This window comes from Quisquiliibacterium transsilvanicum (assembly GCF_014202215.1).
In the GTDB taxonomy this organism is placed as follows: domain Bacteria; phylum Pseudomonadota; class Gammaproteobacteria; order Burkholderiales; family Burkholderiaceae_E; genus Quisquiliibacterium; species Quisquiliibacterium transsilvanicum.
In genome coordinates this window covers 483,150-499,042 of record NZ_JACHGB010000004.1, presented here as the reverse complement: position 1 = coordinate 499,042, position 15,893 = coordinate 483,150, and the positions used below count along the sequence as shown (strand labels likewise).

The following is a 15,893-nucleotide window of genomic DNA, read 5'->3' as shown; positions in this document are numbered from 1 at the left end:
CGCGGACCGCCGGCGCAGCTGGATGCCGCTGCTGCTCGCCGTGCTGCTCGTGATCGCCACGGTCCCCGCCGAAGCGAAGCGCCCGCCGGCTGAACCCGCAAGACCTCCCGCCGCCGAGGCTCCACATTACGGCGACCGGCCGGAGGCCGCCGAGTTCGTCGACGCCATGGTGGAGCGCCATGGCTTCGAGCGCCCGGCGCTGGAGCGCGTGTTCCGCGACGCTCGCCGCAACGCGACGGTGCTGCGCCTGATCGCGCCCGCGCCCAGCGGCTTCAAGCGCTCCTGGAAGGCCTACCGCGCGCGCTTCCTCGACCCGCTGCGGGTGCGCGAAGGCGTCGCCTTCTGGCGCACCCACGAGGCCGCGCTCGAGCGGGCCCGGGCCACCTGGCAGGTTCCGCCCGAGATCGTGGTCGCGATCATCGGCGTCGAGACCATCTACGGCCGCGTGACCGGCGACTTCCGGGTGCTCGACGCGCTGTCCACGCTGGCCTTCGACTACCCGCGCCGCGCCGATTACTTCCGCAGCGAGCTCGAACAGTTCCTGCTCCATGCGCGCGAGGACGGCGCCGACGTCACCTCGGTGCGCGGCTCCTTCGCCGGTGCGATCGGCCTGCCGCAGTTCATGCCCGGCAGCATCCGGCGCTATGCCACCGACTTCGACGGCGACGGCAAGATCGACCTGCGCGCCAGCCCGGTCGACGCGATCGGCAGCGTCGCCCGCTTCCTGGCCGAACACGGCTGGCGCGGCGGCGAGCCGACCCACTACCCGGCGCGCTTCGCGCCCGGGACCGACCCGGCGCCGCTGATCGAAGCCGGCATCGAGCCGCGCTTCACCGCGGCCGAACTCGCCGAGCGCGGCGTGGGAAGCCCTGCGGAGATTCCTGCCGACGCGCTGCTGGCGCTGATCGACCTCCCCAACGCGGACGCCGACCCCGACTACCACCTCGGCGCGCGCAACTTCTACGTGATCACCCGCTACAACCGCTCGAGCTTCTATGCGATGGCGGTGATCGAGCTCGCCGAGGTCCTCGCCAGCGCCCGCTGAGGCCGCAGCGGCGCAGGCAGGCACACCAAGGGACGCACCGAAATGGCCGGAAGCAGCCTGCTGCTCCTCATCGACGACATCGCCGCGCTGCTCGACGACGTCGCGATCATGACCAAGATCTCCGCGAAGCAGGCGGCCGGCGCGCTCGACGACGTCGCTGCCCTGACCAAGGTCGCGACGAGGAAGACCGCGGGCGTGCTGGGCGACGACCTCGCGCTCAACGCGCAGCAGGTCTCCGGCGTGAAGGCCGACCGGGAGCTCCCGGTCGTCGGGGCGGTCTTCAAGGGATCGATGCGCAACAAGCTGATCCTGGTGCCGGCGGCGCTGGCGATCAGCGCCTTCGCGCCCTGGGCGGTGACGCCGCTGCTGATGGCGGGCGGCCTGTTCCTCTGCTACGAGGGCTTCGAGAAGATCTGGCACCACATCGGCCCCGCGCCGGATGCGGCCGAGGAACACGGCCGCCGCATCAAGGCGGTGCTCGACCCCGACGTGGACCTGGTCGCCTTCGAGAAGGAGAAGATCGGCGGCGCGGTGCGCACCGACTTCATCCTGTCGGCCGAGATCATCGCGATCACACTGGGCGCGGTCGCCGGCGCCGATTTCGGCACCCGGGTCGCGGTGCTGTCGGGCATTGCGCTGATCATGACCATCGGCGTCTATGGTCTGGTGGCCGGCATCGTCAAGCTCGACGACGCCGGGCTCCACCTCAGCCAGCGCCCCGGAACCGGCGCCTGGGCCCGCTTCCAGCGCAGCCTCGGGCACGGCATCCTCGCGGCCGCGCCCTGGCTGATGAAGGGGCTGTCGATCGCCGGCACTGCTGCGATGTTCCTGGTGGGCGGCGGCATCCTGGTGCACGGCATCCCCTGGCTGCACCACTGGGTCGAAGGCCTGGCCGGTCTCGGCGGAGTGGTCGGCACCCTGGCCCAGACCGGCGTGAACGCCGCGGTCGGCATCGTGGCCGGCGGGCTCACGGTGGCGGTGGTGAGCCTGGTGCGCCGGCTGTCCGGGCGCAGTCACTGAGCCCGCCCGGCCGCAGGCGCGGCCCTGCGGAGACCGCGGCCCGCTGTGATCAGTCCTCGACCGGATCCACCGCCCGCCGGCTGCGCACCAGCATCACGATTCCGCTCGCGACGATCAGCCCGATGCCGGCGAGCGCGATCCCGTCCGGAAAGGTGCCGAAGACCAGCAGGCCAAGGAACAGCGACACCACCAGGTGCAGGTAGCTGAACGGCGCCAGCAGCGTGGCCGGCGCCGACTCCAGCGCCCGCACCAGCGTGAAGTGGCCCAGCGCACCGATCGCGCCGGTGGCCACCAGCAGCCCCAGGTCGATCAGGTTGCGCGGCGTGGCCCAGTGGAAGGGCACCATCAGGCTCAGCGCCCCGGTCGCCACCAGCGCGCCCAGCAGCAGCGTCGCATTGCCGTCATCGACCCCGGCCAGGCGCCGCGTCAGCAGCTGGTAGCCGGCGTAGCAGAACGCGCTCGCCAGCGGCCACAGCGCGCTCCAGGCGAACACCGAACTGCCCGGCCGCACGATCAGCAGCACGCCGCAGAAGCTCGCGGCCAGCGCCCATGCGGTGCCGGCCGGCGCCTTCTCGCCCAGCAGCAGCACTGCGAATACCGTCACCAGGATCGGGCCGATCGACGAAATGGCAGTGGCCTCGGCCAGCGGGATGCCCGCCAGCCCGGTGAAGAAGGTCAGTGACGCAACTCCGAGCAGCGCGCCGCGCAGCACCTGCATCCCGGGGCGCCGGGTGACCAGGATCCGCGGACCCATCCGCGGCCAGAACACCACGAGCATCAGCAGCACCTGCACCAGGTAACGCGCCCAGGTGATCATCGGCACCGGATAGGACTGCGACAGCCATTTGACGATCGCCTCCATGGTCGCGAACGAGCACACCGTGGCGACCATCAGCAGGATGCCGCGCGCCGGATGCGCGGCGGGCGCGGCCACGGCGGCCGGCAGCGCGCTCACCCGGGCCCCGGACGCGAGCCGTCGGCGGCGGGGCTCACCCGGGAAAGACGCCGGTGGACAGGTAGCGGTCGCCGCGGTCGCAGACCACGAAGACGATCGTTGCGTTCTCCACCTCGCGCGCGATGCGCAGCGCGATGCAGCAGGCGCCAGCGGCCGAGATGCCGCCGAAGATTCCCTCCTCGGCGGCGAGCCGGCGGGCCATCTCCTCCGCATCCGATTGAGTGACCTCCTCGATGCGGTCGACCAGCGCATGGCTGTAGATCTTCGGCATGTAGGCCTCGGGCCACTTGCGGATGCCGGGGATCGACGACCCGTCGGTGGGCTGCGCGCCCACGATGACCACGCCGGGATTGCGCTCCTTCAGGTAACGCGACACCCCGGTGATGGTGCCTGTGGTGCCCATCGCCGAGACGAAATGCGTGACCCGGCCGCCGGTGTCGTCCCAGATCTCCGGACCAGTGGATTCGTAGTGCGCCGCCCAGTTGTCGTCGTTGGCGAACTGGTCGAGCACCCTGCCCCTGCCTTCGGCCTGCATGCGGTCGGCGAGGTCGCGCGCGCCCTCCATGCCCTCGGCCTTCGAGACCAGGATCAGCTCGGCGCCATAGGCCTTCATCGACTGCCGGCGTTCCACCGAGAGGTTGTCCGGCATGATCAGCACCATCCGGTAGCCGCGGATGGCGGCGGCCATCGCCAGCGCGATTCCGGTGTTGCCGGAAGTGGCTTCGATCAGCGTGTCGCCCGGACGGATGTCGCCGCGCGCCTCGGCGCGCGCGATCATCGCCAGCGCGGGCCGGTCCTTGACCGAACCCGCCGGGTTGTTGCCCTCGAGCTTGGCGAGCAGGACGTTGCCCCGGCGCGCGTTGTCCTGCTCTTCGATGCGCTGCAGCCGCACCAGCGGCGTGCGGCCGATCGTCTGGTCGACGGTCATGTACTGGATCGGGTTCATTCGTGCTCAGTGTGATTGAGGCTTCGCGTCCCGCAGCAGCGTCACGCCGTGCAGGCCCGCGGACAGGATGCCGTGGCGCAGGGCTTCGATCGCCGGCAGCCGCGGAAAGCTCTTGCGCCAGACCAGCGAGACGCGACGCTGGGGCGCGGGCGGCTCGAAGGGAACGTAGGACAGCAGGCCCTCGTCGACATGCTCCGGCCGGGCCATCATCGGCATCACCGTGACGCCGATGCCCGAAGCCACCATGTGACGGATGGTCTCGAGCGACGAGCCCTCGAAGGTCTTCTGGATGCCGCCGCTGGCCTGCGAAAACCGCGACAGCTCGGGACAGACCTCCAGCACCTGGTCGCGGAAACAGTGTCCAGTGCCGAGCAGCAGCATGGTCTCCGACTTCAGCTCGGTGGCGCCGATCGCCTCCCGCCTGGCCCAGGGATGCCCGCGCGGCACCGCGATCACGAAGCTCTCGTCGTAGACGGCCTGCGTCATCAGGCCCTGGTCGGGGAAGGGGTCGGCGAGGATGGCCACGTCGAGGTCGCCCTGGCGCAGCGACTCCAGCAGCTTGATCGTGAAGCTCTCCTGCAGGATCAGCGGCATCCCGGACGCGTCCGCGATCATCTGCCTGACCAGGTTGGGCAGCAGGTAGGGACCGATCGTGTAGATGACGCCGACCCGCAGCGGGCCGGACAGCGGGTCCTTTCCCTGGCGCGCGATCTCGCGGATGGTGTTGGTCTGCTCCAGGACCCGCTGGGCCTGCTCGACGATCTGCTGCCCGGTGGGGGTGACCGAGACCTCGGTGCTGCCGCGCTCGAAGAGCTGCACGCCGAGCTCCTCCTCGAGCTTCCTGATCGCAACCGACAGCGTGGGCTGGCTGACGAAGCAGGCCTCGGCCGCCCGCCCGAAATGGCGCTCGCGCGCCACCGCCACGATGTACTTCAGTTCGGTCAGGGTCATGGCGAGCGATGATAGCAAGCCGGGTCCGGGCCTTCAGGCCTTCGGGCGTCGGAGCGTCCAGACCTTCAGGCTTTCAGGAACTCCTCCCGGCCGCCCAGCCAGCGGTCGAGATGCGCATCCACCGTCGCCTGGTCTCCTTCGAGCATGCGCGCGGCGCATTCGCGCGCAGCCGCCGCCAGGTCGGCATCCCGCTCCAGGTCGGCGAAGCGCAGCAGCGCCACTCCCGACTGCCGCGCGCCAAGGAACTCGCCGGGCCCGCGCAGTTCGAGGTCGCGCCTGGCGATCTCGAAGCCGTCGCTGGTCTCGTGCATGGTCTTCAGGCGCGCGCGCGCGGTGGGCGACAGCGGCCCCCGGTACATCAGCACGCAGACGCTGTCGGCAGTGCCCCGGCCCACGCGGCCGCGCAGCTGGTGCAGTTGCGCCAGGCCGAAGCGCTCGGCGTGCTCGACCACCATCAGCGAGGCGTTCGGCACGTCGACGCCGACCTCGATCACCGTGGTGGCGACCAGCACCTGCAGCTCGCCGCGCGAGAATCCGTCCATCACCGCCTGCTTCTCGGCGGCCGCGAGCCGGCCATGCACCAGCCCGACGGGAATCGGCGCGAGCGCCTCCTGCAGCAGCGCATGCGTGTCGATCGCGGTCTGCAGCTCGAGCGCCTCGCGCTGCTTCAGCGCGGACGCCGCCCTCCTTCGGCCGTTGCCGGAGGCGGCAGCTGCCGCCTCGCGCGCTTTGCCAGCTTCGTCCCCGGCAGCGGTGCCGCGCGTGGCCACGGACTCGTCCTCCGCGGCCTCCTCAATCAGCGGGCAGACCCAGTAGACCTGCCGGCCCGCGGCCGCCGCGGCCCGCACCCGCTCGATGAGCTCGTCACGGCGCGCGTCGGATACCAGCCGGGTGAGCACCGGCCGCCGGCCCGGCGGCAGTTCGTCGATCACCGACACGTCGAGATCCGCGTAATAGGTCATCGCCAATGTGCGCGGGATCGGCGTCGCGCTCATCATCAGCTGATGCGGAAGCGCCTCGCCCTTGCCGCGCAGCGCGAGCCGCTGCGCGACGCCGAAACGATGCTGCTCGTCGACGATCGCCAGGCCCAGCCGCGGGAACACGACCGAATCCTCGATCAGCGCGTGGGTCCCCACCAGCAGGTCGACCTCGCCGGCCGCAACCCGCTCGCGCACCTCGCGCTTGCGCGACTCCTTGAGCGACCCGGACAGCCAGGCGATGCGCGCGCCGATCGCTGCCATCCATGGCCCGAGCTTGCGGAAATGCTGCTCGGCGAGGATCTCGGTCGGCGCCATCAGCGCCGCCTGGCAGCCGCTGCCGATCGCCTGCGCCGCCGCCAGCGCGGCGATCACGGTCTTGCCGCTGCCCACGTCGCCCTGGACCAGGCGGTTCATCGGCTGGACCGCGGACAGGTCGGCCGCCACCTCGCGCCAGGCGCGCGCCTGCGCGCCGGTGAGTCGGAAGGGCAGCGCGGCGAGCAGCCGCCCAACCAGGCCGGCATCGCGCAGCGGCTCGGCGCGCCGGTCGGCGCGCGCCGCACGGGCGCGCCGCAGCGAGAGCTGCTGCGCGAGCAGCTCGTCGAAGACGATGCGCCGCCAGGCCGGCGCGCTGCGGTCCTCCAGCGCGCCCAGGTCGGCGGCCGCCGGCGGCTCGTGCAGGAAACGCAGCGCCGCCATCGGCGCCGGCAGGTGCAGCGCTTCCAGGCAGGCGCTCGGCACGGTCTCGGCCCAATGGTGGATGCGCAGCGCCTGCAGCACCGCCCTGCGCAGCGACGCCTGCCCGATGCCCGCGGCGCTCGGATAGACCGGTGTGAGCCGCGTGGGCAGCGGCGCGCCCTCCTCGACCAGCCGATAGCGCGGGTGCACCATCTCCAGTCCCAGCAGTCCGCCGCGCACCTCGCCGCTGGCGCGCACCCTGCGGCCCCGCGCCAGCTGCGCCACCTGCGAGCCGTAGAAGTTCAGGAAACGCAGCCCGATGGCGCCGCTGTCGTCGCGCAGTTCCACCTGCAGCGAGCGCCGCCCGCGCCCGACCACCTCGCTGCGGCTGATCACCCCCTCCACCTGAGCCGACTGGCCCGGCAGCAGCGACGCGATCGGCACCAGCCGCGTCTCGTCCTCGTAGCGCAGCGGCAGGTGCAGCAGCAGGTCCTGCTCGCGACGGATCCCGAGGCGCGCCAGTCGGGACAGGAAATCGGCGGCCACGCCGGATCCGCGCCGAAGCTCAGCCCTTCACCAGCACTGCCTCGACCTCGAACTGCGCGTCGCGCGGCAGGCTGGACACGCCCACGGTGGAGCGGGCCGGGAAGGGCCTGGCGAAGTACTCCTGCATGATCTCGTTGACCCGGGGGAAGTTCGCCAGGTCGGTGAGGAACAGCGTCAGCTTCACGCAGTCGTCGAGCGAAGCGCCGGCCGCCTCGGCCACCGCGCGCAGGTTGCGCAGCGCCCGGTGCACCTGCGCGTCGAAGCCGCCCTCCACCAGCTGGCCAGTGCCCGGGTCGAGGCCGATCTGGCCGGACAGGTAGACCGTGCCGCCGGCGTCGATCGCCTGCGAATAGGGACCGATCGCCGCGGGTGCGGACGGGCTGGAAACCACTTGCTTGGCCATCGGGAAGGTCCTCGGTGAATGTGGCGGCCAATGTTAGCGGATCGCTGCCGGCGCGCCCGGACCGGCGCCCCGGCAGGCCCCGCGCCGCGGCCGGCCGCGCAGCCCTTCCAGGCGCGTGGCCGCCCCTCGGCGCAATCCCCCCGCCTGCTAGACTCCCGCCTCCCCCCTCGTCGCGACACGCCCCCCATGCCGGCCCAGGATCCCGACGCCCGCCGCCCCGCGATCCGCATCCGGGGCGCGCGCCAGAACAACCTGCAGAAACTCGACCTCGACCTCCCGACCAACGAACTGATCGTGGTCACCGGGGTATCGGGCTCCGGCAAGTCCTCGCTGGTCTTCGACACCCTGTACGCCGAGGGCCAGCGCCGCTACGTCGAGACCTTCTCCGCCTACGCCAGGCAGTTCCTGGACCGGATGGACAAGCCGCAGGTGGACCGCATCGAGGGCGTGCCGCCGGCCATCGCGATCGACCAGACCAACCCGGTGCGCACCTCGCGCTCGACGGTCGGCACGATGACCGAGCTCAACGACCACCTGAAGCTTCTGTTCGCGCGCGCCGCCACGCTGCACTGCCGCTGCTGCGCGCGCCCGGTGCGCCGCGACACGGTGGCCGGCGTGCGCGCGGCGATCGCCGCCCGGGCCGCGGCGGCCGGCGATCCGCGACTGGTGCTGAGCTTCCCGGTGCCGGTGCCCGTCAACTTCGGCGAGCAGGAGGTGCGCGCGCACCTCGAGGCCCAGGGCTACACGAAGGTGCAGGCGGTCGAGTCGCCGGGGCCGGTGGCCGACTCGGCCCCGGCCGCGAAGACCGGCCGATCCAGTGCGAAGGCGAAGGCCGGCAAGGAGGCCGGGACGAAGCTGCTCCACGTCGTCCAGGACCGCTTCCGGGTGACGTCGGTCGAGGACGGCCGGATCTCCGAGGCGGTGGAGCATGCGCTGGCACGGGGCCATGGCCGCATGTCGGTGCACGTCCTCGACGACGAGGGCGAGGAAGCCGCCCGCTGGCGCTTCAGCACGGAGCTGCATTGCGCCGACTGCGACATCGCCTACTCCGACCCGCTGCCCAGCCTGTTCTCGTTCAACTCGCCGCTGGGCGCCTGCGAAACCTGCCGCGGCTTTGGCCGGGTGATCGGCATCGACCTCGGCCTGGTGATTCCGGACCAGGCGCGCACCCTGGCGGACGGCGCGGTCAAGCCCTGGCAGACCGAAAGCTTCAAGGACTGCCAGCGCGAGATGACGAAGTACGCGCCGGCCGTCGGCGTCCCACTGGGCGTTCCGTGGCGTGCGCTGAGCGACGCGCAGCGGCGCTGGGTGATCGAGGGCGGCGACGACTGGACCGGCAAGTGGCAGACCCAGTGGTACGGCATCCGCCGCTTCTTCGACTGGCTGGAGTCGAAGGCCTACAAGATGCACATCCGGGTGCTGCTCTCCAAGTACCGCTCGTACACGCCCTGCACCGCCTGCCAGGGCGCGCGGCTCAAGCCGGACGCGCTGCTCTGGCGGGTCGGCTCGCGCGCGGAAGCCGATGCAGCGCTGGCGGCGTCGGCACAGGGCGAGGGGCACTACAAGCGCTACATGCCGGCCGGCGTCACCTGGAGCGAGCCGCAGCTGCAGGACACCGCGGGCCTGTCGATCCACGACCTGATGCTGCTGCCGATCGACCGGGTGGCGGCCTTCTTCGAGTCGCTGCGCCTGCCGCCTCCGCTCGACGAAGCCACCGACCTGCTGCTCACCGAGGCGCGCGCGCGGCTGCGCTACCTGCAGCAGGTGGGACTGGGCTACCTGACGCTCGACCGCCAGTCGCGCACGCTGTCCGGCGGCGAAGTCCAGCGCATCAATCTCACCACCGCGCTGGGGACCTCGCTGGTCAACACCCTGTTCGTGCTCGACGAACCCTCGATCGGCCTGCATCCGCGTGACATGAACCGCGTCATCGAGGTGATGCGACGGCTGCGCGACGCCGGCAACTCGCTGGTCGTCGTCGAGCACGACCCGCAGGTGATGTTCGCCGCGGACCGGATGATCGACATCGGCCCCGGCCCCGGCGAACGCGGCGGCCGCATCGTCTACAACGGCGACCCCCGCGGGCTGCGCGATTCCGACACCCTCACCGGCGAGTACCTGTCGGGCCGGCGCAAGGTGGACACCGAGCATCCGCAGCCAGTGGGTCCGTCGACGAAGAAGCTGGTGCTGGAGGGCGCGCGCGAACACAACCTGCGCGACGTCGACGTCGAGATCCCGCTCGAGCGGCTGGTGTGCCTGACCGGGGTGTCCGGCAGCGGCAAGTCGACGCTGATGCAGAACGTGCTGCTGCCCGCGCTGCTCAAGGCGCGCGGCAAGGCGTCCGAGTCGCCCGGCGCGCACGACCGGCTGCTCGGCGACGACTGGATCGGCGAGGTGGTCTTCGTCGACCAGACGCCGATCGGCAAGACCGCGCGCAGCAACCCGGCGAGCTACGTCGGCGCCTTCGACGCGATCCGCAAGCGCTTCGCCGCCGCCGAGCTGTCGAAGGAGCGCGGCTACACCGCCGGCACCTTCAGCTTCAACGCGGGCGACGGCCGCTGCCCCACCTGCGGCGGCAACGGCTTCGAGCACGTCGAGATGCAGTTCCTGTCGGACGTCTACCTGCGCTGCGCCGACTGTGACGGCAAGCGCTTCCGCGCCGAGGTGCTGGAGGTGACGATCGACGGACGCGACGGGCGCGCCCGCTCGGTGGCCGACGTGCTCGAGCTCACCGTGCACGAGGCGCTCTCGGTGTTCGCCGGCGAGCGCGAGCTGCGCGCCAAGCTGCAGCCGCTGGCCGACGTCGGCCTGGACTACCTGCGCCTGGGCCAGCCGGTGCCGACGCTCTCCGGCGGCGAGGCGCAGCGGCTCAAGCTCGCAGGCTTCCTGGGCGAAGCCGCCAGCCAGGGCCTGACCGCGACCGGGTCGCCGGGCCATGCCTTCGCGAAGGCGGGCCGGCGCGGCACGCTGTTCATGTTCGACGAGCCGACCACCGGCCTGCACTTCGACGACGTCGCCAGGCTGCTGCGGGCCTTCCGCAAGCTGCTGGCGGCCGGTCACTCGCTGCTGGTGATCGAGCACAACCTCGACGTGATCCGGGCCAGCGACTGGCTGATCGACCTGGGCCCGGAAGGCGGCGACGGCGGCGGCCGGGTGGTCGCCACTGGCACCCCGAAGCAGCTGGCCGAGGCGGCGGACACGCACACCGGCCGCGCGCTGGCCGACTATGCGCTGGCGCTGGCCGGCGGCGGCGAGGCTGCGGCGCCCCGCGCGGATGTCACCACGCTGCACGCCGCCGAACCGCCGGGCCGGCCGCTGCAGAACGTGCTGCGCGAGCGCGCGCGCGACGCGATCTTCGTGCACCACGCCCGCGAGCACAACCTGAAGAACGTCGACGTCGAGATCCCGCGCGACCGGTTCACGGTGATCACCGGGGTGTCGGGCTCGGGCAAGTCGACCCTCGCCTTCGACGTGGTGTTCGGCGAGGGCCAGCGCCGCTACCTGGAATCGCTGAACGCGTATGCGCGGCAGTTCGTCCAGCCCTCGTCGCGGCCGGACGTCGACGGAGTGTTCGGCATCCCGCCGACGGTGGCGATCGAGCAGCGAACCAGCCGCGGCGGGCGCAAGAGCACGGTGGCCACGCTCACCGAGATCTACCACTTCCTGCGCCTGCTCTACGTGAAGCTCGGCAGGCAGCATTGCCCGGACTGCGGCGTGCCGATCGAGCCGCAGAGCTTCGATGCGATCGCGGCGCGCATCCTGCGCGACTACCGCGGCCGGCACATCGGCCTGCTCGCGCCGCTGGTGGTGGCCCGCAAGGGCGTCTATACCGACCTCGCCAAATGGGCCGCGGCGAAGGGCCACGGCCACCTGCGGGTCGACGGCAGCTTCCTGCCGACCGCGGGCTTTCCCCGGCTGGACCGCTATGCCGAGCATGACATCGAGCTGCCGGTGACTGACCTCATCGTCGACCCCGCCAACGAGGCCGGCCTGCGCGAGGCGCTGCGCCGGGCGCTGGAGCTCGGCAAGGGAATCGTGATGATCGCCTCGCCGCTCGACGGGCTGCGCGTGGCGAGCGACGCCGCCGACCACTCCGCCTACGTGGCCGCGGCCGAAGCGCTGGAGACGCGGCTCTTCTCGACGAAGCGCGCCTGCTCCTCCTGCGGCACGAGCTTTCCCGAGCCCGATCCGCGGATGTTCTCCTTCAACTCGAAGATGGGCTGGTGCGCGCATTGCCTGGGCACCGGGGTGAAGCTGCCCTACCTGCCGGAGATCGACCCGCGGCGGCGCCCCGACGAGGACTCCAGCGCCGAGGCGATCGGCGCGATGGCGGAGAAGCTCGCCGACCAGCAGGCAGCGCAGGCCGCGAGCGCCGCAGCCGACGACGGCGAGGCCGCCGCGCCCGCCCAGGAGCCCTGCCCCGGGTGCGCCGGCCAGCGCCTGAACCGCACTGCCCTGGCGGTGAAGCTGCTGGACCTGTCGATCGCCGAGCTGACCGCGATGCCGGTGGGCGACTGCGGCCGCTGGCTGGCGCAGGTCGGCTTCGCCGGACGCGAGCAGGAAATCGCGCGCGACGTGCTCGCCGAGATCCGCGGCCGGCTGTCCTTCCTGTCCGATGTCGGCCTGGGCTACCTCGCGCTCGACCGCGCCGCACCGACGCTGTCGGGCGGCGAGGCGCAGCGCATCCGCCTGGCCGCGCAGCTCGGCTCCAACCTGCAGGGAGTCTGTTACGTGCTCGACGAGCCGACCATCGGCCTGCACCCGCACGACAACAACATCCTGCTCGACACGCTGGAGGCGCTGCGCGACAAGGGCAACACGCTGCTGGTGGTGGAGCATGACGAGGACACCATCCGCCGCGCGGACCATGTGATCGACATGGGCCCGGGCGCCGGCAGGCTCGGCGGATGGGTGATCGCGACCGGCCGGCACGACGAACTCGCCGCGCACCCGGAGAGCGTCACCGGGCGCTTCCTCGCCAACCCGCTGGCGCACCCGCTGTCGCCGCCGCGGCCGATGGCGCCGGATCGCACCGGCCCGGACGATGCCGGCCTGCCCGCGGGCACCGGCACCGAGCCCGCGACCTCGCCCGGCCAGGACGCGAACTGGCTGCGGCTGCGCGCCGCCCACCTGCACAACCTGCGCCACGTCGACGCCCGCATTCCGCTCAAGCGGCTCACCGTCGTCACCGGCGTGTCCGGTTCCGGCAAGTCGACGCTGGCGCGCGACGTGCTGCTCGCCAACGTCTCGGCGCTGGTGCAGGCGCGCAACCGGCGCGGCCCCCAGCCCCGCCTGTCGGGCGTCGAGGGCATCGAGGGCTGGCAGGGGATCACCCGCGTGCTCGAGGTCGACCAGACGCCGATCGGCAAGACGCCGCGCTCCTGCCCCGCCACCTACGTCGGCTTCTGGGATCCGATCCGACGGCTGTTCGCCGACACCGGCGAGGCCCGCATCCGCGGTTGGGGCCCCGGCAGGTTCAGCTTCAACACGGCCGGCGGCCGCTGCGAGGCCTGCGACGGCCAGGGGCAGCAGACAATCGAGATGAGCTTCCTGCCGGACGTGAAGGTGCTCTGCGAGGTCTGCGGCGGCCGGCGCTTCAACCGGGAGACCCTCGACGTTCAGCTGCGCGGCCGCAGCATCGGCGACGTGCTCGCGATGGACATCGACGAGGCGCTGGAGTTCTTCGCGGCGCACCCGTCGATCGAGCATCCGCTGAAGCTGCTGCAGGACGTGGGCCTCGGCTACCTGACGCTGGGCCAGCCGAGCCCGACGCTGTCCGGCGGCGAGGCGCAGCGGATCAAGCTGGTCACCGAACTCGCCAAGGTGCGGATGCGCGGCGAGGGAGGCGAGGACGATCCGCGCCTGGCCCGCGCCCGCGCCAAGGCGGTCGCCGCCGGCAGGACGCTGCCGCCGGGCCCGCACACGCTGTACGTGCTGGACGAGCCCACCGTCGGGCTGCACATGGCCGACGTCGAGAAGCTGATCCGCGTGTTCCACCGCCTGGTCGACGCCGGCAACACCCTGGTCGTGGTCGAGCACAGCCTGGACATCTGGGCCGAAGCCGACTGGATCGTCGACCTGGGTCCCGAAGGCGGCGCAGGCGGCGGACGCATCGTCGCTGCGGCGCCGCCGCTGGCCCTGGCTGCGCGCGGCGACACCCACACCGCGCGGGCCCTGGCCGGCTTCCTCGGCCGTGTTCCCGCCCAGCCCCTCCACGCCCAGCCCCTCCACGCCCAACCTTTCCCCGCGGCGCCTGGCGCCCGCACCCTCACTTCCCGATGATCCAGCTCAAGAACCTCACCCTGCGCCGCGGCGCCAAAGTCGTGCTCGATGGCGCCTCCGCCACCGTCAACCCCGGCGAGAAAGTCGGACTGGTCGGCCGCAACGGCGCCGGCAAGTCCAGCCTGTTCGCGCTGCTCGCCGGAACCCTTCACGAGGATGGCGGCGACTTCTCCATCCCGCCGACCTGGCGGATGGCCCAGGTGGCCCAGGAGATGCCGGAGACCGACCAGGGCGCCACCGCCTTCGTGCTGGACGGCGACGTCACGCTGGCAGCCGCCCGCCGCGAGGTGGAAGCGGCGGAAGACTCCAACGATGGCGAACGCATGGCCCATGCCTACATGGCAATGCAGGACGCAGGCGCCAACGACGCGCCGGCGCGCGCTCAGGCGCTGCTGCTGGGCCTGGGCTTCGCAGTCGACGAGCTCGACCGGCCGGTGGACAGCTTCTCCGGCGGCTGGCGGATGCGCCTGCAGCTTGCGCGCGCCCTGATGTGCCCGAGCGAGCTGCTGCTGCTCGACGAGCCCACCAACCACCTTGACCTCGACGCGCTGGTCTGGCTGGAGAGCTGGCTCAAGCGCTACGAAGGCACGATGCTGGTGATCAGCCACGACCGCGAGTTCCTCGACGCGATCACCGGTGTCACCCTGCACATCGAGCGCGGCAAGCTCACCCGCTACGGCGGCAACTACAGCCGCTTCGAGGAGATGCGCGCCGAGCAGATGGCGCTGCAGGATGCGAGCTACTCGCGCCAGCAGGAGAAGATCGCCCACCTGCAGAAGTTCATCGACCGCTTCAAGGCCAAGGCGAGCAAGGCGAAGCAGGCGCAGAGCCGGGTCAAGGCGCTCGAGCGCATGGAGAAGATCGGCCCGGTGCTGGCCGAGGCGGATTTCACCTTCGAGTTCATCGAGCCGGCAAATCTCCCCAATCCCATGCTGTCGCTGACCGGCGTCGCGGTCGGCTACCCGGGCGCCGACGGCGCGGAGCCCACCGTGATCGTGCGCGGCATCGACCGCTCGGTGCTCGCCGGCCAGCGCATCGGCATCCTCGGCGCCAACGGCCAGGGCAAGTCCACCCTGGTCAAGACCATCGCCCGCGAGCTCGCAGCGATCGAAGGCACGATCACCGAGGGCAAGGGCCTGAACATCGGCTACTTCGCCCAGCAGGAGCTGGACGTGCTGCGGCCGCAGGACACGCCGCTGGAGCACATGATCCGGCTCGCAAGGGAGATCGCGCCGCAGGCCAGGGAACAGGAGCTGCGCACCTTCCTGGGCAGCTTCAACTTCACCGGCGACATGGTGCGACAGACCGTGGGCAGCATGAGCGGCGGCGAGAAGGCCCGGCTGGTGCTGTGCATGATCGTCTGGCAGCGCCCCAACCTGCTGCTGCTGGACGAGCCCACCAACCACCTGGACCTGGCCACGCGCGAGGCCCTGTCGGTGGCGCTCAACGAATTCGAAGGCACGGTGATGCTGGTCAGCCACGACCGCGCGCTGCTGCGCACCGTCTGCGACGAGTTCTGGCTGGTTTCGCGCGGCGGCGTCGAGCCCTTCGACGGCGATCTGGACGACTACCAGCGCTACCTGCTCGAGGAGGCCAAGCGTGTGCGCGAGGCGGCGCAGTCGGGGCGTGGCTCGCAGTCGGCGCGTGCCCAGCAGTCGGCGCGTGGCCCGCAGGAAGAACCGCCCCCAAGTGCGGGGCAAGCTGCGGAGAAAACTGCGGGACAAGCCGGGGGGCAAGCCGCAGGGCAAGCTCCAGGGAAAGCCGTCGCGCAGGCCCCGGCGCTCAGCGCAGCGGAACAGCGCCGCCTGGACGCCCGCAACCGCCAGGAGCAGGCTGCCAGGATGCGCCCGATCAAGCGCGAGATCGACACGCTGGACAAGTGGATGAGCGAACTTCAGGCCGGCATCGCCGCGCTGGCCGCCCAGCTGGCCGGGTCGATGCCGCCGTCGGAGATCGCCGAGGCCGGCCGGCGCCTGAAGGCGCTGGAGGCGGAGCTGGCCGACGCGGAGAACCGCTGGCTGACGCTCAACGAGAAGCTCGAGGCACTGCAGGCCTGAGCGCACGCGGCTGCGGCGCCCCTGGCCACCGCC

9 protein-coding genes are annotated in these 15,893 nt (G+C 71.7%); 4 read left to right on the top strand and 5 right to left on the bottom strand.

Annotated elements, in window-relative coordinates; genetic code table 11:
• Positions 1-22: 22 nt before the first annotated feature.
• Both mltB and HNQ70_RS11730 read left to right on the top strand, forming a co-directional pair.
• On the top strand, positions 23-1,045 hold the full coding sequence (gene mltB / locus HNQ70_RS11735; protein ID WP_183967663.1) for a lytic murein transglycosylase B: 1,023 nt from the start codon (positions 23-25) through the stop codon (positions 1,043-1,045).
• Positions 1,046-1,087: 42 nt separating this feature from the next.
• A complete protein-coding gene (locus HNQ70_RS11730) occupies positions 1,088-2,065 on the top strand; it encodes a DUF808 domain-containing protein (RefSeq protein WP_183967661.1) in 978 nt (325 codons plus the stop codon).
• Positions 2,066-2,114: 49 nt separating this feature from the next.
• Here the strand turns inward: HNQ70_RS11730 and HNQ70_RS11725 are convergent, their stop codons facing one another.
• From HNQ70_RS11725 to HNQ70_RS11705, 5 genes are all read right to left on the bottom strand, one after another.
• Positions 2,115-3,020 carry an EamA family transporter gene (locus HNQ70_RS11725; RefSeq protein WP_183967659.1) on the bottom strand — a complete coding sequence of 302 codons (906 nt, stop codon included), beginning with the start codon at positions 3,018-3,020 and terminating at the stop codon, positions 2,115-2,117.
• A 34-nt stretch (positions 3,021-3,054) separates the two neighbouring features.
• Positions 3,055-3,966 carry a cysteine synthase CysM gene (cysM, locus tag HNQ70_RS11720; RefSeq protein ID WP_221302769.1) on the bottom strand — a complete coding sequence of 304 codons (912 nt, stop codon included), beginning with the start codon at positions 3,964-3,966 and terminating at the stop codon, positions 3,055-3,057.
• Between the two features lie 6 nt (positions 3,967-3,972).
• Entirely contained in the window at positions 3,973-4,917 is a 945-nt protein-coding gene (locus HNQ70_RS11715) for a LysR substrate-binding domain-containing protein (RefSeq protein WP_183967657.1), read from the bottom strand.
• A gap of 65 nt (positions 4,918-4,982) precedes the next feature.
• Positions 4,983-7,118 carry an ATP-dependent DNA helicase RecG gene (recG, locus tag HNQ70_RS11710; protein ID WP_183967655.1) on the bottom strand — a complete coding sequence of 712 codons (2,136 nt, stop codon included), beginning with the start codon at positions 7,116-7,118 and terminating at the stop codon, positions 4,983-4,985.
• Positions 7,119-7,137: 19 nt separating this feature from the next.
• Positions 7,138-7,521 carry a RidA family protein gene (locus HNQ70_RS11705; RefSeq protein WP_183967653.1) on the bottom strand — a complete coding sequence of 128 codons (384 nt, stop codon included), beginning with the start codon at positions 7,519-7,521 and terminating at the stop codon, positions 7,138-7,140.
• 186 nt (positions 7,522-7,707) lie between these two features.
• Here HNQ70_RS11705 and uvrA point away from each other — a divergent pair, with 186 nt between their 5' ends.
• Together uvrA and HNQ70_RS11695 are read left to right on the top strand one after the other, a co-directional pair.
• Positions 7,708-13,803: an excinuclease ABC subunit UvrA gene (gene uvrA / locus HNQ70_RS11700; protein WP_183967651.1), complete on the top strand. Its 6,096-nt coding sequence runs from the start codon at positions 7,708-7,710 to the stop codon at positions 13,801-13,803.
• Complete coding sequence (locus HNQ70_RS11695; RefSeq protein WP_183967649.1) at positions 13,800-15,860, top strand: ABC-F family ATP-binding cassette domain-containing protein; 2,061 nt, start codon at positions 13,800-13,802, stop codon at positions 15,858-15,860. The genes uvrA and HNQ70_RS11695 overlap by 4 nt, the downstream gene beginning before the upstream one ends.
• Positions 15,861-15,893: the final 33 nt, after the last annotated feature.

Coding starts and splice junctions, on each gene's coding strand:
- mltB (WP_183967663.1), top strand. CDS start 23: ATGCCGCTGCTGCTCGCCGTGCTGCTCGTGATCGCCACGGTCCCCGCC.
- HNQ70_RS11695 (WP_183967649.1), top strand. CDS start 13,800: ATGATCCAGCTCAAGAACCTCACCCTGCGCCGCGGCGCCAAAGTCGTG.
- HNQ70_RS11705 (WP_183967653.1), bottom strand. CDS start 7,521: ATGGCCAAGCAAGTGGTTTCCAGCCCGTCCGCACCCGCGGCGATCGGT.
- HNQ70_RS11730 (WP_183967661.1), top strand. CDS start 1,088: ATGGCCGGAAGCAGCCTGCTGCTCCTCATCGACGACATCGCCGCGCTG.
- cysM (WP_221302769.1), bottom strand. CDS start 3,966: ATGAACCCGATCCAGTACATGACCGTCGACCAGACGATCGGCCGCACG.
- uvrA (WP_183967651.1), top strand. CDS start 7,708: ATGCCGGCCCAGGATCCCGACGCCCGCCGCCCCGCGATCCGCATCCGG.
- HNQ70_RS11715 (WP_183967657.1), bottom strand. CDS start 4,917: ATGACCCTGACCGAACTGAAGTACATCGTGGCGGTGGCGCGCGAGCGC.